Origin of the sequence: Mycobacterium sp. OAE908 (genome assembly GCF_017872775.1) — a bacterium.
Classification (GTDB): domain Bacteria; phylum Actinomycetota; class Actinomycetes; order Mycobacteriales; family Mycobacteriaceae; genus Mycobacterium.
Map to the genome: position 1 here is coordinate 924,194 of NZ_JAGGJL010000001.1, position 17,463 is coordinate 941,656.

General features: G+C 66.0%; 21 protein-coding genes and 1 pseudogene. 12 read left to right on the forward strand and 10 right to left on the reverse strand.

The annotated features are described in order from the left end of the window. Nucleotides 1–4 precede the first annotated feature (4 nt). Entirely contained in the window at nucleotides 5–439 is a 435-nt protein-coding gene (locus J3E61_RS04400) for a hypothetical protein (protein WP_210082743.1), read from the forward strand. On the opposite strand, the gene J3E61_RS04405 is transcribed toward J3E61_RS04400, so the two are convergent. After that, complete coding sequence (locus tag J3E61_RS04405) at nucleotides 436–780, reverse strand: cupin domain-containing protein (RefSeq protein ID WP_192724084.1); 345 nt, start codon at nucleotides 778–780, stop codon at nucleotides 436–438. The genes J3E61_RS04400 and J3E61_RS04405 overlap by 4 nt on opposite strands. Before the next feature lie 85 nt (nucleotides 781–865). On the opposite strand from J3E61_RS04405, the gene J3E61_RS04410 reads away from it, so the two are divergent. Continuing rightward, nucleotides 866–1,693, forward strand: coding sequence for an NAD(P)H-binding protein (locus J3E61_RS04410; RefSeq protein ID WP_210082744.1), 828 nt, complete (start codon nucleotides 866–868; stop codon nucleotides 1,691–1,693). A gap of 29 nt (nucleotides 1,694–1,722) precedes the next feature. On the opposite strand, the gene J3E61_RS04415 is transcribed toward J3E61_RS04410, so the two are convergent. Next, on the reverse strand, nucleotides 1,723–2,055 hold the full coding sequence (locus J3E61_RS04415) for a hypothetical protein (RefSeq protein ID WP_192724086.1): 333 nt from the start codon (nucleotides 2,053–2,055) through the stop codon (nucleotides 1,723–1,725). A gap of 183 nt (nucleotides 2,056–2,238) precedes the next feature. On the opposite strand from J3E61_RS04415, the gene J3E61_RS04420 reads away from it, so the two are divergent. Continuing rightward, nucleotides 2,239–3,417, forward strand: a complete 1,179-nt coding sequence (locus tag J3E61_RS04420) for a YbfB/YjiJ family MFS transporter (protein ID WP_210082745.1) — start codon at nucleotides 2,239–2,241, stop codon at nucleotides 3,415–3,417. Here the strand turns inward: J3E61_RS04420 and J3E61_RS04425 are convergent. Beyond that, on the reverse strand, nucleotides 3,314–4,255 hold the full coding sequence (locus J3E61_RS04425; protein ID WP_210082746.1) for a LysR family transcriptional regulator: 942 nt from the start codon (nucleotides 4,253–4,255) through the stop codon (nucleotides 3,314–3,316). The genes J3E61_RS04420 and J3E61_RS04425 overlap by 104 nt on opposite strands. 118 nt (nucleotides 4,256–4,373) lie before the next feature. Here J3E61_RS04425 and J3E61_RS04430 point away from each other — a divergent pair, with 118 nt between their 5' ends. Both J3E61_RS04430 and J3E61_RS04435 read left to right on the forward strand, forming a co-directional pair. Then, complete coding sequence (locus J3E61_RS04430) at nucleotides 4,374–5,087, forward strand: SDR family oxidoreductase (protein WP_210082747.1); 714 nt, start codon at nucleotides 4,374–4,376, stop codon at nucleotides 5,085–5,087. Then, nucleotides 4,996–5,430 carry an SgcJ/EcaC family oxidoreductase gene (locus J3E61_RS04435; protein ID WP_192724090.1) on the forward strand — a complete coding sequence of 145 codons (435 nt, stop codon included), beginning with the start codon at nucleotides 4,996–4,998 and terminating at the stop codon, nucleotides 5,428–5,430. Before J3E61_RS04430 ends, J3E61_RS04435 begins: the two co-directional genes overlap by 92 nt. A gap of 1 nt (nucleotide 5,431) precedes the next feature. Here J3E61_RS04435 and J3E61_RS04440 read toward each other — a convergent pair whose 3' ends face one another. The 5 genes from J3E61_RS04440 to J3E61_RS04460 all read right to left on the reverse strand — a co-directional run bounded on the left by J3E61_RS04440 (nucleotide 5,432) and on the right by J3E61_RS04460 (nucleotide 8,213). Continuing rightward, complete coding sequence (locus J3E61_RS04440; protein ID WP_210082748.1) at nucleotides 5,432–5,860, reverse strand: YbaB/EbfC family DNA-binding protein; 429 nt, start codon at nucleotides 5,858–5,860, stop codon at nucleotides 5,432–5,434. A 9-nt stretch (nucleotides 5,861–5,869) separates the two neighbouring features. Continuing rightward, on the reverse strand, nucleotides 5,870–6,193 hold the full coding sequence (locus J3E61_RS04445; protein WP_210082749.1) for an ESX-1 secretion-associated protein: 324 nt from the start codon (nucleotides 6,191–6,193) through the stop codon (nucleotides 5,870–5,872). 20 nt (nucleotides 6,194–6,213) lie between these two features. Then, nucleotides 6,214–6,954, reverse strand: a complete 741-nt coding sequence (locus J3E61_RS04450) for a hypothetical protein (RefSeq protein WP_210082750.1) — start codon at nucleotides 6,952–6,954, stop codon at nucleotides 6,214–6,216. A gap of 69 nt (nucleotides 6,955–7,023) precedes the next feature. Beyond that, nucleotides 7,024–8,013: an LLM class F420-dependent oxidoreductase gene (locus J3E61_RS04455; RefSeq protein WP_210082751.1), complete on the reverse strand. Its 990-nt coding sequence runs from the start codon at nucleotides 8,011–8,013 to the stop codon at nucleotides 7,024–7,026. An 11-nt stretch (nucleotides 8,014–8,024) separates the two neighbouring features. Then, on the reverse strand, nucleotides 8,025–8,213 hold the full coding sequence (locus J3E61_RS04460; protein ID WP_210082752.1) for a hypothetical protein: 189 nt from the start codon (nucleotides 8,211–8,213) through the stop codon (nucleotides 8,025–8,027). A 54-nt stretch (nucleotides 8,214–8,267) separates the two neighbouring features. Between J3E61_RS04460 and J3E61_RS04465 the strand changes: the two genes are divergently transcribed. The 4 genes and pseudogenes from J3E61_RS04465 (at nucleotide 8,268) to J3E61_RS04480 (ending at nucleotide 11,034) form a co-directional block, all read left to right on the forward strand. Beyond that, nucleotides 8,268–9,632 (forward strand): phenylacetate--CoA ligase family protein, encoded by a 1,365-nt coding sequence (locus J3E61_RS04465; RefSeq protein WP_210082753.1) that lies wholly within the window; start codon nucleotides 8,268–8,270, stop codon nucleotides 9,630–9,632. 109 nt (nucleotides 9,633–9,741) lie between these two features. Beyond that, nucleotides 9,742–9,963 (forward strand): hypothetical protein, encoded by a 222-nt coding sequence (locus J3E61_RS04470; RefSeq protein WP_210082754.1) that lies wholly within the window; start codon nucleotides 9,742–9,744, stop codon nucleotides 9,961–9,963. A 48-nt stretch (nucleotides 9,964–10,011) separates the two neighbouring features. Beyond that, entirely contained in the window at nucleotides 10,012–10,437 is a 426-nt protein-coding gene (locus J3E61_RS04475) for a pyridoxamine 5'-phosphate oxidase family protein (RefSeq protein WP_210082755.1), read from the forward strand. Nucleotides 10,438–10,440: 3 nt separating this feature from the next. Beyond that, nucleotides 10,441–11,034, forward strand: a pseudogene (locus J3E61_RS04480) (class I SAM-dependent methyltransferase). Here the strand turns inward: J3E61_RS04480 and J3E61_RS04485 are convergent. Then, entirely contained in the window at nucleotides 11,010–12,548 is a 1,539-nt protein-coding gene (locus tag J3E61_RS04485; RefSeq protein ID WP_210085429.1) for a long-chain fatty acid--CoA ligase, read from the reverse strand. The pseudogene J3E61_RS04480 and the gene J3E61_RS04485 sit on opposite strands and share 25 nt — an antisense overlap. Before the next feature lie 93 nt (nucleotides 12,549–12,641). Between J3E61_RS04485 and J3E61_RS04490 the strand changes: the two genes are divergently transcribed. Next, nucleotides 12,642–13,973 (forward strand): glycoside hydrolase family 27 protein, encoded by a 1,332-nt coding sequence (locus J3E61_RS04490; RefSeq protein WP_210085430.1) that lies wholly within the window; start codon nucleotides 12,642–12,644, stop codon nucleotides 13,971–13,973. Nucleotides 13,974–14,031: 58 nt separating this feature from the next. Next, entirely contained in the window at nucleotides 14,032–15,591 is a 1,560-nt protein-coding gene (locus J3E61_RS04495) for an alpha/beta fold hydrolase (RefSeq protein WP_210085431.1), read from the forward strand. A gap of 7 nt (nucleotides 15,592–15,598) precedes the next feature. Here the strand turns inward: J3E61_RS04495 and J3E61_RS04500 are convergent, their stop codons facing one another. Beyond that, on the reverse strand, nucleotides 15,599–16,144 hold the full coding sequence (locus J3E61_RS04500; protein ID WP_210082756.1) for a TetR/AcrR family transcriptional regulator: 546 nt from the start codon (nucleotides 16,142–16,144) through the stop codon (nucleotides 15,599–15,601). Nucleotides 16,145–16,221: 77 nt separating this feature from the next. On the opposite strand from J3E61_RS04500, the gene J3E61_RS04505 reads away from it, so the two are divergent. Next, entirely contained in the window at nucleotides 16,222–17,430 is a 1,209-nt protein-coding gene (locus J3E61_RS04505; protein WP_210082757.1) for an FAD-dependent monooxygenase, read from the forward strand. Nucleotides 17,431–17,463: the final 33 nt, after the last annotated feature.

Consider the following 17,463-nt stretch of genomic DNA (forward strand, 5'->3'; position numbering starts at 1 on the left):
GTGCGTGAGCGTCGGCGTCTACGCCGGGGCCCTCACTTTCGGCAACGAGTACGCGATCCTGACCCATGACGCCGATAAGGGCCAAGTCGAGGTGCGTGGCGACAACGGCAGGAAGCGTTGGTTCCCCAGTTACTGTTTCGACCTGACTGGTCAGCCGGTGGTCAAGCTCGTGCGAATGACCACAGAGGATCCACTCGACGGCAGTATCAGCCCGGAGGTCGTTTTGGAGTTTTCCGACGGCCAACGGCGATGGTGCTACTTCACCACCCCCGAACTGCTGGCGCAGTTCGGCGGAGACGCGCAGTTCGACGGTGAGCGTCTACTCAGCTATTCGCCGCACATGATCGTGCTCAGTGGTATCACCCGCGGGATGATCGAACATTCACTCGCCTACATCGAAAGCCAGGGGCAGCTACTGGACTGTTCGATGCCCGTCTAAGTATGCGGCCCAACGGGTTTCGACACGGTCAGTAGCACGACCGAGTCCTCGATGGCATGCAAGCCGTGTCGTTCGCGAGGCAGCACGATCAGGTCGCCCGGGGAGCCATCCCACCCTGATGCTGAGTTCGTCACGCGCACCCTGCCCTGCAGCACCTCGAGCGTCGCCTCACCCGGACTTTCGTGATCGTCCATGGTGCTGCCGGCGGTCATGGCCATCAGCGTCTGGCGGAGTGCATGTTCGTGGCCGCCGTAGACGGTATGGGCGCTGCGTCCGCTACTGGCCGCACGCGCAGACTCCAGGTGCTGCCGGGCAAGTGCAGTCAGTGAGATCTTCTCCATCGCCCATCCCCTTCCAGACGATTGAACATGCCATCGAGCGTCCTGGCCATGGATCGTCTCGAATCCGGGTCGTTGAATTCGAGATATGACCAACACAACCATTCTCGTCATCGGCAGCACCGGCAAGACCGGAAAGCGCGTGGTCGATCAACTGGCACAGCGCGGCGTCGCTGTCCGGTGCGGCTCGCGGTCGGCCGACATCCCATTCGACTGGCACAACCCGCAGACCTGGGCGTCGGCGCTGGCCGGCGTCGACAAGGTCTACGTCACCTACTACCCGGACCTGGCCGTCCCGGGTTCGGTCGGCGCCGTCGGCGCGCTGACCGAACTCGCCAAGGACTCAGGCGTCCGCAGGCTGGTGCTGCTGTCGGGCCGCAACGAAGCCGAGGCCGAGAAAGCCGAGCGCGTCGTGATGGCCTCCGGACTGGAGTGGACGATCGTGCGGTGCGCGTTCTTCGCGCAGAACTTCGACGAGGGCGCGTGGCTCGACGAGGTGCGGGCGGGCACCGTCACACTGCCGGTCGATCAGGTCCAGGAGCCGTTCGTCGACGCCGATGACATCGCCGACGTGGTGGTGGCGGCGTTGACCGACGACCGCCACGCCGGCCAGCTCTACGAGCTGACCGGTCCACGCCTGCTCAGCTTCGGCGACGCGGTGGCCGAGATCGGCGCGGCCGCAGGCAGGCACATCAACTTCGCCTCGGTGCCGATCGAGGACTACACCTCGATGCTCACGGAATACGGTCTGCCGCAAGACTTCATCTGGCTGCTGAACCACCTGTTCACCGAAGTGCTCGGCAGCAAGGCAGAACTCGCCGACGGGGTTCAGCGCGCATTGGGACGCGAACCGAAGGACTTCGCCGACTACGCCCGCGAGGCCGCCGCGACCGGAGTGTGGGCTTCGTCAGTTTGATTCACGGTGAGCGGATCTCGGTCGCAGGCTCACTCTGACGGGAACCGGTCACGCAACGCGTCGAGCAACTCCTGGGCCTCGGCGACGCGGCCGCGCATCCGAACCAAGTTCTCCGGGGGCCGGTTCGGATCATCGATGCCACGTTCACATCGCCGCAGCCAACGCTTTTCCATCGAGGCGACGAGCTCTTCCAGCTCGGCGATTTCGCCTAGTAGAACGGCGTCGAACAGCCGCGCCTGCGCGATATCGGCGGGATGCGCCGGCCGCGCCCAGGTGTCGGCGCGCTGCCGGACGAGGTGCGGCCGGGGCACCCACACCGGACGGTGGGGTTCGAGGTCGACCTCGCGTGGAATCGATAACACGTAGGAATCCTCACAGAGGTTTGAAACGTCAGCGACTCCACAGGTTCACCGGGCCGTTAAGTTTCGTTGGCTTCGCGTTACCCTTCATTCACTTCGGGCCGGGCCCCGCTGTGAGGAAGCGCCTCCCAGCTGAGAGCAATTCGGTCGTGGCGCCAACGCACCGCACCGACGCACCCTTGGGCAATGCACACGCACTGGGCACACGTCGGCCGTGGCGCCGCGGGGCTGGGCGCGGCGATGGGCCTCGGGCGCTTCGCGTACACCCCGATCCTGCCGCTGATGACGGCGCAGGCCGCGCTCACACCGCAAGCGGCGGGCGCGCTGGCGACGGCGAACTACGTCGGCTACCTTGCCGGTGCGCTCGCGGGAACGGCGTCTCCGCGGCTGGCCCGATCGTCGGTTGCGTGGCGGGTATCGCTGGCCGTGCTGGTGGCGACCCTGGCCGCAATGCCATTGCTGCCGAACACAATTGGCTGGCTGCTGCTACGGACGGTCGCTGGGTTCGCCAGCGCGGTGGTGTTCGTCATCGCGGTCAACTCGATGATGGATCACCTGCCGCCCCATCTGCCCGGTTGGGGCTTCGGGGGTGTCGGACTCGGCATCGCGCTCTCGGGTGCGCTGGTGTTGGCGATGCCCGCCACCGCGGGCTGGCAGGGTGCGTGGTGGATGGCGGCGGCGCTGGCCGCGGTGCTCGGGGCCTGCGCGTGGACGATGCGCGGGAGTTCGCACCCCGCGGCCACCGCAGCGTCGCAGCCCCGGACGACAGGGCGCGTCTGGTTCGTCGTCCTGTTCGTCAGCTACAGCCTTGAGGGCATCGGGTACATCATCGCGGGCACATTCCTGGTAGCGGCCATCCGACAGGACTCACCGGGTTGGCTCGGCAGCGGCGCCTGGCTCGTCGTCGGCGTGGCCGCGGTGCCATCGGCCGCATTGTGGGCGTGGCTGTGCAGGCGGTGGTCGCATCCAACGCTGCTCGCGGGCGCGCTACTGCTGCAGGCATTCGGTATCGCGCTGCCCGCTCTGGCGCCCGGTGTGGTCACAGCGCTGGTAGGCGCAATCCTGTTCGGCGCCACCTTCATCGGCGTCAGCACGATGGCCCTTGCCGCGGGGCGGCTGCTCGGCTTCGCCGGTGCCGTGGCACTGCTGACCAGCGGATACTCCGTCGGCCAGATCATTGGCCCGGTCGCGGTGACACCGCTTCTGCGCCACGGCTTTTCGCACGCACTGCTTGCGGCCGCGCTGATCGTACTGCTGGCAGCTATCGTGGCCGGTCTGCTTCGGCCGGGTTTCCCGTCGGCCGATGGGGATCAGCGGCCGGAAGCCAGTCCCCTTGATCAACGAGTTCTGGCGCGTCGCGGGTGAATTCGTCGACGACAGCGCGCACCGCGGCACGATCGTCGTCGCGGCGCCAGACCAGCGACCAGGTCCACACCGGCGTCGGATGGACGACGGGGCGGCGCGCCAAACCCCTGGGCGCAGGTGCGTTCTGCCCCTTCGGGTTGTTGAGCACCGGCTTGCGGAGCCGACGAATGTGCTCGAAAAAGTCGTGCCCGGTGACGCCCCCGTCGTCGACGCGCACGACCCTCGCGCCGGTGTCGGCAGCGAACTGCTCGGCGTAGCGGTTCCACGATGACCAGGTGGCCTCGTCGGCGTCCACCAGCACCAGGGTGTCCTTCGCGTCGACGGGTGACGTGTCCGAGCCGACGCTCAACGCATAGAGCTCGTCAACGCCGATGAGGCGTGCGTCGAGGTCCAGCGACTCGAGATCCGTTGTCTGGACCCAGCAGATCGCGAGGTCCAGACTTCCGTCGGCGACACGCGCGGCCTGGGTATGCGAGGGCATGACCCACGTGTCGACGCGCAACTGCGCCACCCCGGCGGCGCGTTCCGCCCAGTCGGTGGGACACCAGTTCACGTATCCGATCCGCACCGGTTCCGACGCGACCAGACCAGCGGCACGTCGACGCAAGGCGTCGGCCTGTTCCACCAGTGCGCGGGCGTGCGGCAGCAGCGCCGCCCCGCCGGCCGTCAGGGCCACAGAGCGGCGGTCCCGGTCGAACAGGCTGACCTTCAGATCGCGTTCGAGCGCCTTGATCTGCTGAGACAGCGACGGACCCGCAATGTGCAACCGCTCGGCCGCACGGCCGAAGTTCAGCTCCTCGGCGACCGTCACGAAGTAGCGCAGTTGGCGCAGCTCCACGAGGCAAGCCTAGTAGGCAACGCCTACCACCAGAGAGTGAACCGGTCGTATCGTTCGAGCATCGACCCGGACTCGGCCGGCGTTGCAGCGTGCGTCCACAGAACGAAGGGATCGGACAATGAGCAGTTCGCAACGCGTCGCCATCATCACGGGTGCTTCCCAGGGCATCGGCGAGAGCCTGGTGAGGGCCTACCGCAAGCTGGGATACGCCGTGGTGGCCAACTCCCGCACGATCGCCGAGAGCGACGACCCGATGGTGGTGACGGTGGCCGGTGACATCGGAGCGCCTGGCGTCGGGCAGCGCGTCGTCGATGCGGCCGTCGAACGCTTCGGCCGGGTCGACACCGTGATCAACAACGCCGGGGTCTTCATCTCCAAGCCGTTCACCGAATACTCCGACGAGGAGTATGACGCCGTCACCGGAGTGAATCTTCGTGGGTTCTTCGAGGTTTCGCGCGCCGCGGTGGCCGCAATGCTGTCGGGAGACGGAGGCGGTCATATCGTGACCATCTCGACCAGCCTGGTGGACCACGCGAATTCCGCGGTGCCCTCGGCGTTGGCCTCGCTGACCAAGGGTGGGCTGAACGCCGCGGCCAAGGCGTTGGCGATCGAATACGCAGACCGCGGCATTCGCGCAAACGCAGTGGCGCTCGGTGTGATCCGCACGCCGATGCACGAACCGGCCTCCTATGACGCGCTGGCGGCACTGCATCCGGTCGGCCGCCTCGGCGAGATCGACGATGTCGTCGACGCTGTGCTCTATCTCGAGCAGGCGCCGTTCGTCACCGGCGAGATCCTGCACGTGGACGGCGGTCAAAGTGCAGGACACTGACATTCTGAGCGCCGTCCTTGATCAGTGGAAGGCGGGCATAGACGCACACGAGCCGCAGCAAGTGGCGGCGGTCTTCACCGAAGACGCGGTCTTTCAGGGGTTGCGGCCGTACAGTGTCGGCCGCGACGGTGTCACCGAGTACTACGCCAGCCAACCGCTGGGCATGACGGTCAGCTACCGGATCCTCGAAACCCGCAGGCCGGCAACAGGATTGGTGGTCGGCTACGTTCGGGCTGACTTCGCGTACCCGGACAGGGAAACGGTGAGTCTGAACCTCGGCGTTGTTGTCACGAACAGCGACGCTGGATGGCTGATCCTGCAGTACCAGGCGTCACCGGCTTGACTCAACGGTCTGTGCTCTGATCAGCGGCGTATCGGGATGCGAACACCTCTGCCGCAGTAGCGGCCGCTTCCTGCGGGGTCGGCATATCCAGTTCGCGCCGCAGGCCGTCACGCATGATCGCCGGGTCGTAACCCATCACGCGCACCCCTTCGACGATCAAGGTGTGCAGCTGCGACCGGGCCTTCTGGCGCGCCAGATCGGCGATGACGGTGATCTCGTCGGCCAGTTCGCGTTCCGTCATGTCCGTGACCTTGGGTGCGAGTTCGACGTGATCGACCCTGCCGTCCAGACACACGGTGACCGACACCGTCCTCGCCGGATTCGTCACGGTGTACAACGGCGACGAAAGTTCTTGTTCCACACCGTCTTCGGGCGCGGGGATGTATTCGTCAAGCGCCTCTAGCGCCGAGTAATCGTCGTCGTCGGTCACGGCCCTCCCTCAGCGAGGTGGCATCTGGTTGTCGAACTTTTGCTTCTCCGCCAGATCGGTCTCATCGTACTTCTCGGCGGCGTGACGCAGTTTCGCAGCAAGTTCGGCACTGACTCCCGCGGTGCGGTTCCCTGCCGTCGCGCGCTCGGTTTCGGCCACCGTTACCGCGGCGCTCGTCACCGCGCAGATCAGGCCGTGGGTCTTCGTCATGTTGTCGCCGACACCCTGCACTGCCATGACCGCCGAACTGATCCCACGCGCCGCCTCGTCCTGATGCGAAGCAAGGCTGCGAATAGCGGCGGCGGCGATTCGCCGTTCTTCACCGTCTGTCATCAGTCTCCTCCTGCCGTGACCTAGCGCGCCGGATCAAAGTCGCCGACCGAATCCTGCTGCGTCGCAGCAGTACTCACCTGCTGATACATCGCAATCGCAGCATGCACCGCTGCGGCGTTGGCGTTGGCGTTGTTGTGCATTTCCCACATCTTCGCCGAGGCATCCTTCAAAGCCATTCCGACAGCCAACATCTCGGCTTGCATCTGGATGGCCTTCCCCACCTCAGGGATGACACCGAGGGTCTGGGTGTACTCGCCGTAGTCGGCCAGCCAGTTGTGCAGCCCATTGAGAACCCGACGGGTCTCGACAAGCTCGCCGGCCTCACGGCTCACAATCGACGCGATCTGGCCATCGGCGTCGGCCAGCGTGGCGACCCTGTTCTCCTGCTCGCCGACGCGTCGCTCATATGCCGCAGGGGCGGGGCCGCCCTCCCACGACGAATCCGGGTGCGCATCCGCAAGGCTCTTCTTGGGATCGTCGAAGGCGCGCGAGCCGTTGCCGAATTCCTCACCCGCCTCGGGATCACCCTCGCCGACGGTCGACAGCATGCCTGCAATCACCTTCTGGCCGCCGACCAGAACCGGCGTCGGCGCGATATGCAGTGGCGACGCAGCCTTTCCGACACTTTTCGCGACGTCTGCGATGTCGGAGAGCTTGGCCCGCTTCGCGACGAACTCCACCACCTGTGCGGCGTTTTTGACCTTGCCCGCCGCGTCCGTGACGAAGTCGTAGACGTTTTCGACGACGTCGAAGATCCCCATGCGCTGGCCACCCTTTCCTCAGTGAGGCTAACAGCGCAGCGGACGGCCACCCCGCATCAATTTCGCCGCTCAGCTGAGCGCGGGGATGACCTCTCGTTCGAACAACTCGATGCCGGAGCGGTCGTAGGCGGCTTCCGGGAAGTTCAGGATCGCGTACTCGCAACCGAGGTCTCGCATCCGCTTCAGCTTCTCGACGATCTGCTCGGGAGTGCCGCTGGCGGAGTCCGGTGACGTCACCGTCGACAGCATCGGGTCGACGGCGGCCGCGGGCGCCACCGAGACCGCCCTGTCCCGCACCCGTGCCACCCGGTCGGCGACGTCGGCCTCCGACTCGGCGACGACGGCGTTGAAGTTGGCCGACCGCACGATCGAGTCGTAATCGGTTCCGACGTCGCGGCAATGGTCGGCCAGCACCTTCGACTTGTGCGCGAAACCGTCCGGCTCGGCGGTGAAGTTGGTGTACTGCGCGTACTTCGCGGCGATTCGCAGCGTCACCTTCTCACCGCCGCCGGCAATCCACAGCGGAAGACCGCCGTCCTGCAACGGCTTTGGCTCGACGATCGCGCCGTCGACCTGATAATGCTTGCCGTCGAGGCTGACTTCGCCCTTGCGCCACGCGTCGCGCATGATCTGCACACCCTCGTCGAGCATGCCAAGCCGGACACCCGCCGATGGGAAGCCGTAGCCGTAGGCCTTCCACTCGTGCTCGTACCAACCGCCGCCGATGCCCATCTGGACCCGGCCGCCGGAGATGATGTCGGCGGTGGCCGCCACCTTGGCGAGATAGACGGGGTTGCGATAGCCCATCGCCGTACACATCTGGCCGAGCTTGACCCGCGACGTGGTCGCCGCGTAGGCCGACATCAGCGACCACGCCTCGTGGGTGGCCTCGCGTGTCGGCACCGGCACCGTGTGGAAGTGGTCGTAGACCCACACCGAGTCCCACGCACTGCTGTCCGCGTAGACAGCCAGGTCGCGCATCACCTGCCAGTGCTTTTCGGTCGGAATGTCGACGAGATCGAGCCGCCAGCCTTGCGGGATGAAGAAGCCGAAGCGCATGAGTCTCGACTCTATGCCGCGATCGGCGGCGGGGCATCCAGGCAACTTTCCGGGTCGGCGGCCGTCACAAGCGCGTTCAGTGCACCGTTGACCTCCTCGATGCATTCGAGGTGGGCCTGGACCGCCTCCCGGCACGCCAACGCCCTGTTCGACAGGAGACACACAAGTTCGTGTGCCGGTAATTGGCAAACATCGGTCATGGTCGCCCTATGCTGATTTACGGTAACGTTAAATAGGATCAACGTAGGACGCGGATGACGGCCCGAGCCAAGTACGAGCGCATGCGCGCGGTCCATCTGAACGCGGTCCAGGCTGCGCTCGTCGACCACAGCGCGCGCCTTGATTGGACCCCCGAACAGATCGAGCACTACCGCGAACATCAGCTGCGCGCGCTGTTGTCGTTCGCACGCCAGCGGTCGCCGTTTCACGCCAGGCGCCTGCGCGCCCTCGAGCTGTCCTCGGTCACCGTCGCCGACCTTGCCTCGGTGCCGGTGATGACGAAGGCCGACGCGCAGGACAGCTGGGACGACATCGTCACCGACCGCAGGCTCAATCGCGACCGCGCGGAACGCATTCTGGCAGAACAGGAATGGTATTCGTACACGCCCGACGGGTATCAGATTTTCAGCTCGGGCGGCTCCAGTGGCGTGCGCGGCGTCTACGTGTGGAGCTGGCAGTTGTACGTCTCGGCCGCATGCCTGGCATGGCGGACTCAGGCGCGCGCGGAGCTACGGGAGCCGCACCCCGGCCCGACCCGGATGGCCGTCCTCGAGGCAGGCGCCCCGCCGCATGCGAGTACGCCCCTGTTCGACGTGCCGACCGTGGCGGGCATGCAGACCGTCGTCATACCGGCAGGAGGGCCGTTCGACGAGGTGCTGAGCGCGGTGGCGGCCGCCCGGCCGACGCACCTCGTCGGCTACCCGTCTGTCATCGGCCGGCTGGCCCGCGCGGTGCTGGACGGCGAGCTGGATTGCCGTCCGGTGCGGGTCAGCACCAATTCCGAGCCCCTTCTCGACGAGGATCGCCAGGCGATCGCCGAGGCATGGCATGCCCCGGTGCACAACCTGTGGGGATCCACCGAGATCGGCGTGCAGGCGGTTGGTTGCGGTATCGGCGAGGGCCTGCACATCTGCGAGGACGAGGTGGTGATCGAACGCGTCGACGAGAACGGCGCGCCGGTGGGGCCCGACCAGCCCGCCGCCCGCACCCTCGCCACCGGGCTGGCCAACCGAACGTTTCCGTTCATCCGCTATGACCTCGGCGACGAAGTCACACTGCTACCGGGTCCGTGCGAGTGCGGCAGCGCATACGCCCGCGTCGCCGACATCGGCGGGCGGCGCGACGACGACTTCTGCTATGGCTCGATCACGGTGCCCGCCATCACTTTTCGGCATGTTCTGGGCACCGATCCCCACGTCTCCGAGTACCAGGTCATGCAGACCACCAGGGGCGCCGACATCCTGACTGTTGGACGTCCCGACATCGACAACCTGGCGACATCTGTAGCGGCCGCGCTGCAGCGCTGCGGGCTGTCGAATCCGAGCGTCAAGATCCGGCCAGTCGATCGCATCCCCCGCAATCGGGCGAGCGGCAAACTCAAGCGCTTCATCGCCCTGTAGACAAGCGGGACCTAACCGACACCCTGAATTAACCAGCGAAACCTGATCATGAGCTATGGTGTGCCTCACACCAGTACTAGATTGTGAGCTAGGACACAGAGGAGGCGCCGTGCTCGATCACAATGGTCGCCCGGTACCCGGGCCCAAAGCCAGGCCGGCGGGCGCCGGGGGTCATGCCGACGGCATCCATTGGGTCAAGAACCTGCTCTTGGCCCTGATCGCGATATGCGCACTCGCGGGGATCGTTAGTACGGCTTCGATGGGACAGACGCAGGCCGCGCTGGCGATCGGGATCGTCGCGCTCGCCTTCTTCTCAAGGGCCTGGTGCTGAAGCTTCTTCTCGACGGCCCTGTCACAACCCGCGACTAGCCTGGGCCGCATGGCCCTCTCCAAGGAAGAACGCGAACAGTTTCTGGCCGAGCCACACATCGCCGCGCTTTCCGTGAGTGCAGGCGATAAGCGCGGCCCATTGACCGTGCCGATCTGGTACCAGTACAGCCCCGGCGGCGAGCCGTGGGTGATCACCGGAACCGGCTCACGCAAGCACCGCCTCATCGAGACGCAAGGTGAGTTCACGTTGATGGCAGAGCGCCTCGAGCCGACGGTGCGTTATGTCTCCGTCGACGGTCCGGTGAGCCGCATCGAGGAAGGCACCGACGAGCACCTCGTCGAGATGACCAAGCGCTACCTCGCACCGGAAAAGGTCGACGCCTATCTCGAATTCGCGCGGCGCGAGCACTTCCCGATGGTCGCCATCTACCTCAAGCCGCAGCACTGGCTGTCAGCCGACCTCGGATCCGTCTGATTCATGTCGTCGAAGCATCTGCTGTTTCAGCTGATGTACCGGCTCGGGTTCACCCCGTGGGACTAACACCCGCTCGCGACGAGCCTGCGCAATCTGATCGAGGGCGACGATGCCCTGCCTCCTGGCGCCGCACTCGACATCGGCTGCGGCACCGGCGATTCGTCGATCTACCTCGCGCAGCACGGCTGGCGTGTCACCGGGATCGACTTCGTGCCGAAGGCGCTGCACAAGGCGCGGGCAAAGGCGGCAGCCAAGCAGGTGGCCGTCGACTTCGTCCATGCCGACGCCACGCGGCTGCGCGCTGAAGGTGTCGGCACGGATTTCTCGCTGATCATCGACAACGGCTGCCTGCACGGCATGAGCGACGACGATCGCGATGCCTATGTGCGGGAGGTGACCGCGCTCGCCGGGCCGAGGGCACGGCTGCTGATCGTCGCGTTCCCTCCGGGATCGTTTCCGGTGCGCGGGATCGAACCGGCCGACGTCGAGCAGCGGTTCGGCACTAATTGGAAGCTGTTGTCGGCCGGACGTGAACCGGGACTGTCCATCAACGACAAGTTCGACGCGCGCTACTACCTGTTCGCGCGCGAGTCGTAAAGCGCGGCGACGGCGGGCAGACTCACCTTCAACGCGGGGTTGCGCGGGAGTTCGTCGACGACGGCGAAGTCGACCGGCACGTTGTACACCGGCAAGGCTTGGCGGACAAGGTCTTTGAGTTCGTCCGCGGATGGAACGGGGATGCCCGGCGTGGCTTCGATGGCGGCGAACGGCACCTGTCCCAGCCGTTTGTCGGGCACCCCCACCACGCACGCGTCGCTCACTGCAGGATGTGAGATCAGCACGCGCCGAACGGTTTCCGGCAGGATCTTGAAGCCGCCTCGATTGATGGCACCGTCGGCCCTGCCATGCAGAGTGACGAACCCGTCGGCATCGATCGAAGCGATGTCGGTGGTGCGGATCCAGTCCGGGCTGATCGGCGCGACCTTGGCCTCCAGCAGGCCCTGCTCGCCGGTGGGCTGCTCGGCGCCCGTCTCCGGGTCGACGACGCGCACCTGGGTGTCCGGCAGCGGCCTGCCAACGCTGTTGCGCTTCGAGTCGCCGAATTGCTCGATGTCGCCCGGTGTCCAAGCACACAGTGAACCGGCGAATTCCGTTGCGCCGTAGGCCAACCGGATCGGGATGTCGAAGTGCTTCTCGAACTCGTCGCGGGTTTCGGGGTCGAGCGGGCCCGACGCGCTGATCAAGAATTCGAGCGACGCAAGGTCCTCCTTGGGCACGTCGGCGTCGAGCAGCATGCGGACGACGGCGGGCTGCACGCCGGAGCGTTTGATGCGGTGGGTCTTGATCGCGTTGACGAAGCCGTCGACGGTGAACCGCTCGAGCATCACGATGCGGCGTGCGTTGTGCACGCCGGCGACCAGTTGGCACACCCCGATGCCGCCGAACTGCCAGTAGGCGAATTCGGGCGGGGCGTCGGGCGGGGCCTTCTCGCCGCTGGTCACGCTGAAAACGGTCCGCTGCAGCACCGAGGTCTTGATGTCCTGGCGTTTCGGCGGGCCGGTGGTGCCGCTGGTCAGAATCTGCAGGGCCACACCGGGTTCGATGTCGGCGTGCCGACGGTCCGCGTCGCGTTGCTCGAGCCCTTTGACAGCTTCGACGAGGGGCTGCGACGACGAGATGGCGACGCCTGCGCTACCCGCCCGACTGGCGGCGGTGACGACTTCGTCGGTCCAGTCCTCGCGGTCTGCGACGATCGCCGAGAGGTTGAGCTTTTCGATGTCGCGGCCGATCGCCTCCGGCGACTGGAACGAATAGATCATCGAGACGGGCCGGCCGGCGGCGAGGAAGCCGATGATCGCGGCGGCGTGCGGGAGGCGGTTGCGGACAACGAGCCCGACCGGCGCGCTATCCGGAACGCCCGCGCCGCGCAGCAGTGAGGCCATGGCGTTGCCGTATGCGGTGACGTCGTTACCGGTGTACCAGCGGCCCTCGAACTCGATGCACGGCTGCTCGCCGTAGCTCGCGAGCGCTGCCGCGAATGTTTCGGTAAAGCCTTCGGGCACGTCTAGACGATACGCAACGGGATCATGCACAGCGGCCAGGCAGCGCATTGTCAGCGCACGCACACCCTGGTCGGCGATCCTCGGCCGGTGGGCGCGCGGCTGTGGTCGATCCTGCTCGCGCTGAGTCTGGCGGGTGCGGGCATGACCGGGTGCGCTGCCACGCCCGACGCAGGAGCGCCGCAACGGCTCACGCCCCCGATGGGCTGGAACTCGTGGAACTCCGGTATCCCGCTGACCGAAGACACCGTCAAGGCCACCGCCGACGCGATGGTGTCCTCGGGCATGCGCGACGCCGGCTACCGCTACGTGAACCTCGACGCAGGCTGGGCGGCACCGACGCGCGACTCCGACGGCAAATTGCGGGCCGACCCGAAGACGTTCCCGCACGGCATCGCGGCGTTGGCGCGCTACCTCCACGACCGCGGCATGCTGCTCGGCCTCTATGCCAGCCCCTTCGACGAGACATGCGGCCAGGACCCCCGCGTAGCCAGCGCGGGTCATGAGGACACCGACGCCCGTACGTTCGCAGCCTGGGGTGTCGACTACCTGAAGTACGACTGGTGCCACACCGATGCCGACCATGCCAATCAGGTCAGGCTCTTCACTGCTATGCGAAATGCGTTGCGCGCCAGTGGTCGTCGCATCTTCTACAGCATCAACCCGAACAGCTCCGAGAATCACCACGCGGGAACCGGATACGACTGGTCACCCATCGCCGACATGGCCCGCAACACCACCGACCTGGTTCCGGTGTGGCGCAACACGTTGCCGCCGCTGGACAGCTCTGATGCCTTCCTCACCGGCACCTACCTCGGCGTGCCCGACGAGTTCCGGGCGTCCTCACCTGTCGTGTCGCGAAGCCGTGCAGGCTACTTCAACGACCCCGACATGATGGTCGTCGGGCTGTCGTGGAGCGACTTCTTCGTCAATCACCTCGACGTCAGCCGGCTCATCGTCTCGCAGGACCAGCTGACACCCGAGCGCTTACAGAAGCTACGCGTGAAGCTTGCGCTGTCCGATGCTGAGGTTGCGTGGCGTGCCAACGCGCAGCCGAGCCTCACCGAATCCGAACAGCGCAGCCACTTTTCGTTGTGGGCGATGTTGGCGGCGCCGCTACTGGCTGGCAACGACATTCGGACGATGAGCGATCAGACGCGCGCGATCCTGATCAACCGCGATGTCACCGCAGTCGACCAGGACCCGCTCGCCGCGCAGGCAACGGCGGCACCGCGGGACAACCGGGTACTGGTGAAGCCGCTATCCGACGGGGATGTGGCGCTCGCACTGTTCAACGCCACTGACCAGCCCACCGACGTCGTCACGAATGCCGATGCGGCCGGCCTGCGGGATGCGCCCTGCTATACGGTGCGCGATCTGTGGACGCACGCCGATACCACGACTGCCGGCGAGATCACCCGAACGGTCGCGCCCCACGACGTGGTGATGCTGCGGATCTCCCCCGCCTGCCGGTGAACCGACAACGAGCATTGCCAAAATCGAGACAACCGCGGCTGTCGTCTGGATACATTGCATCCCAGTCGGCTCTGGAGGTCTGCGCGTGTCCACGAAGTCCCTCTACTGGTGGTTGCGGCTGACCGTTGCCGCATTGGTGCTGTCAGCCTGGGTTGCGGTCGGCTTCAACAGCGGTGTCGCGCATGCCGATGAAACGTCCGCTTCGGGCGATGCGTCGACCTCGCAGGGTTCGCAGGCCCCGAAGGCTTCGAAACCAGATGCATCCGAACCGCCAGCGGACGCGAGCACCACCACCACTGCGGAGAAAACAGCCGCGGCTTCGGACAAGGACGATCCGCCGAAGCCACGTACGCGCCACAGTGCTCACCGACCTGGCTCGACCACGGCGTCGACGAAGACCGCAAAACCCGCGAAGCCGGTCGCCGACGACCCGAAGCCCGTGGCCGCCAAGCTCGCCGCAGTCGCATCCACGCCATCAGCTCCCGACCCACAACCGGCGACCGCGAAGATCGCCGCGGTCGCGCCCTCGGTGTCAAGCACGCCGCCTGGGACCGCCACTATCAGACCCCCGCAGCCTCGGGAAGTCGTCGGGCTGATATCAGACGTCGGGGTCGTCGCCGCGTCGGCGGTGTACACGGTGGCCAACACCTTCGCCGAGGCCTTCGGCCCGCACACATTCTTGGGTGCGCCGTATGCACTGGCCACCGCGGTGGCCAATTCCGCTGCGGCCGTTAGCCGAACCCTGATCGGCGCGCCCGCAGGGACCGTCAGCACAGGGCCTTTCAAAGTCACCTACGGGATCATCGACGGCTTGGCTTTCTTCAACCCGCAGAAGCCGCCGCCCGGGGCGAACGATCCGACGATCACCGTCACCCCCGAGCATCCGCTGCCGATCATTCTGCTGAACGGGACGACGGGAACCCAGGGGGCCAACTGGACTGTCGGAGCGCCGGTCCTCGCCAATGCCGGCTACAAGGTCTATACGTTCAATTACGGCAACGTCACAAACGATCCGAACTTCCCGATCCAGGCCACCGACGACATCAGGCAGTCAGCCAAAGAGCTTGACGCCGAGATAGACCGGGTCCTCGCCGAAACCGGTGCGCCGAAGGTGATCCTCATCGGGCATTCGCAAGGCGGTGGGATTCTGCCGGCGTACTACATCAACAATCTGGGCGGCGCAGCCAAGGTGTCACAGCTCATCGGCCTCGCCCCGAGTAATCACGGTACCGATGTGATGGGTTTGGTTGGGCTGCAGGCTTTACCGATCTTCGGGCCGCTGATGATGGGACTCGCGAACGCGTTGGGCCCGGCCTTGGAACAGCAGGCATTGGGTAACGAATTTCAGGAAAAGGTCTACGGCAACGGCGACACCCGCCCGGGTGTCCTGTACACCACGATCACCTCGACGCATGACGAGGTGGTCACCCCGTACTCCCAGCAGGCACTCGATGGCCCCAACGTGACGAACATCGTCATTCAGGATTTGTATCCGGGAGTCCTGGCGGGCCACGAGGGCATCGTCCTCAGCCCCCAGGTGTGGTCGGTCGTTTTGGACGCGCTGGCGAGCAATCCGGCGGCGAACCCATTGGCGCACGACGAGGCGCTGGTCGCATAGCAGGCCCTCAGATCCCCAATGCCGCCATGGCACCGTCGACGGTGGCCCGTCGAAGGTCGTCGTATGCGGTGTCGGGGAACTGTAAGCAGCAATCCTGCAGCCCGCCGAATGCGACCACCGCGCGGGTGGATTGCTCCAACGTGGGCCTGTTGCCGAACACCAACTTGGTCAGCCGCTCCCGCCACGCCAGCATGCGGTCGATCAGACCCAGGTCGGCCAAGGTCGTCAACTCCGCCACGACCAGCAGCAGATCTGCGCGGTGATTGAAATGAAAGTCGAAGTAGCCCTCGAGCAATTCGCGCGGCGTCGCCCGCATTGACTTGCGCCGCCGTTCGTGTTCGGTGACGAAGCGCTCGCCCTCGTCGATCAATGGCTGGATGATGCTGCGCACCAAATCTTCTCGTGAACTGAAGTGGTAGTACAGCGCCGGTTTCGTGATGCCCAATCGATCGGCGATGTCCTGAAGGCTCGTTCGCTGCACCCCTTTCTGCGAGAACAGCTCCCTGGCGATGTCCTGGATGCGCAGCCGGGTCTCCGACGGGGGCTTCGTCACGTAGCCAACCCGGCGGAGCGGTTGGTCGGTATGCTCATGCCGCTAGCTTACCGACCGTTAAGTAAGTGGGTGACATCATGCGAGTTCTCATTTCCGGCGCCAGCATCGCCGGACCCGTCCTGGCGTACTGGCTGAGCCGGGTCGGCTTCGAAGTCACCGTGGTCGAGCGCGCCCCCGCACTGCGTAAGACCGGCGGCCATGCGATCGACCTGTTCCGGCCCGCGATGGAGATCTCCGAACGGATGGGCGTGCTACCGCGAATCGAAGCGCGTGCCACCGGAACCACGGTGCTCGCTGTCAACCGGCCGTGGTCGTCGCGGCCCGCGCGGATCAACTACCTCAAGCTCGAGAAGGTGATGTCCGACCGCCACGTCGAGATCATGCGCGACGACCTCAGCGAGATCTACTACGACGCAGGCCGCAATGACGTCGAGTATGTGTTCGGCGACCAGATCACGACCATCTCCGACGACGGCGAGGTCACCTTCCGCAACGGCGCCCCGCGGCGGTTCGACATCGTCGTCGGGGCCGACGGGTTGCACTCCGGAGTGCGCCAGATCGTCTTCGGAGACAGCTTCGGCGAGCGGTTTCTCGGCAGCTACATCTCGGTGGTGTCGGTACCCAAATCGCTTGCCCGCGACGGCCTGATGAACTCGTACTTCGAGCCGCGCCGGGTGGCGATGGTGTACACGGCCGATCACCTCGACGACGCGCGCGCAGTCTTCCTCTTCCGGCCCGAACATCCGCTGGACTTCGACCACCGCGACACGTCCCGCCAGCGCGACCAGTTGCGCGCCGCGTTCAGCGCAATGGCGCCCGAAGTCGATGTCTGGCTGGCGGAATTGGACCACACGCCCACGTTCTACTTCGACGCCATCACTCAACTGGAGTCGACAAGTTGGTCGCGCGGTCGTGTCACGTTGGTCGGTGACGCGGGGTACTGCCCCGGCCCGGCCGTCGGTGGTAGCACCAGCCTGGCGGTGTACGGCGCCTACGTTCTGGCCACCGCCCTGGCCGATGCGCGTGACGATCACACCGCGGCGTTCGCGGCATACGAACGCACGATGATGCCCTCGGTCCTCGGCAGTCGTTCGCTGGCGCGGTTCAACGCCAAGACGATCGTGCCCGGAAGTCGTTGGCGGTTAAGGGCTTTGGTCGCCACCGCCCGCGCGATCTCCGCGCTGCCGCTTGGCGCGACGCAAGCGCTGGCCCGGCTCAACGACAGGGGCGTACGGCTCTACGACACGATGCCGCTGCCCGTCGGGCCAACGGCGGCCACCCGCTGAATAGGCAAAAGCCCCTGGCACGCCATTGTGCCA

Excerpts from the sequence above, each read along its gene's own strand:
- J3E61_RS04465 (WP_210082753.1), top strand. The coding sequence starts at position 8,268 with ATGACGGCCCGAGCCAAGTACGAGCGCATGCGCGCGGTCCATCTGAAC.
- J3E61_RS04475 (WP_210082755.1), top strand. The coding sequence starts at position 10,012 with ATGGCCCTCTCCAAGGAAGAACGCGAACAGTTTCTGGCCGAGCCACAC.
- J3E61_RS04410 (WP_210082744.1), top strand. The coding sequence starts at position 866 with ATGACCAACACAACCATTCTCGTCATCGGCAGCACCGGCAAGACCGGA.
- J3E61_RS04490 (WP_210085430.1), top strand. The coding sequence starts at position 12,642 with ATGACCGGGTGCGCTGCCACGCCCGACGCAGGAGCGCCGCAACGGCTC.
- J3E61_RS04450 (WP_210082750.1), bottom strand. The coding sequence starts at position 6,954 with ATGGGGATCTTCGACGTCGTCGAAAACGTCTACGACTTCGTCACGGAC.
- J3E61_RS04435 (WP_192724090.1), top strand. The coding sequence starts at position 4,996 with ATGTCGTCGACGCTGTGCTCTATCTCGAGCAGGCGCCGTTCGTCACCG.
- J3E61_RS04420 (WP_210082745.1), top strand. The coding sequence starts at position 2,239 with ATGCACACGCACTGGGCACACGTCGGCCGTGGCGCCGCGGGGCTGGGC.
- J3E61_RS04485 (WP_210085429.1), bottom strand. The coding sequence starts at position 12,548 with ATGCGCTGCCTGGCCGCTGTGCATGATCCCGTTGCGTATCGTCTAGAC.
- J3E61_RS04430 (WP_210082747.1), top strand. The coding sequence starts at position 4,374 with ATGAGCAGTTCGCAACGCGTCGCCATCATCACGGGTGCTTCCCAGGGC.
- J3E61_RS04445 (WP_210082749.1), bottom strand. The coding sequence starts at position 6,193 with ATGACAGACGGTGAAGAACGGCGAATCGCCGCCGCCGCTATTCGCAGC.
- J3E61_RS04460 (WP_210082752.1), bottom strand. The coding sequence starts at position 8,213 with ATGACCGATGTTTGCCAATTACCGGCACACGAACTTGTGTGTCTCCTG.
- J3E61_RS04405 (WP_192724084.1), bottom strand. The coding sequence starts at position 780 with ATGGAGAAGATCTCACTGACTGCACTTGCCCGGCAGCACCTGGAGTCT.
- J3E61_RS04455 (WP_210082751.1), bottom strand. The coding sequence starts at position 8,013 with ATGCGCTTCGGCTTCTTCATCCCGCAAGGCTGGCGGCTCGATCTCGTC.
- J3E61_RS04505 (WP_210082757.1), top strand. The coding sequence starts at position 16,222 with ATGCGAGTTCTCATTTCCGGCGCCAGCATCGCCGGACCCGTCCTGGCG.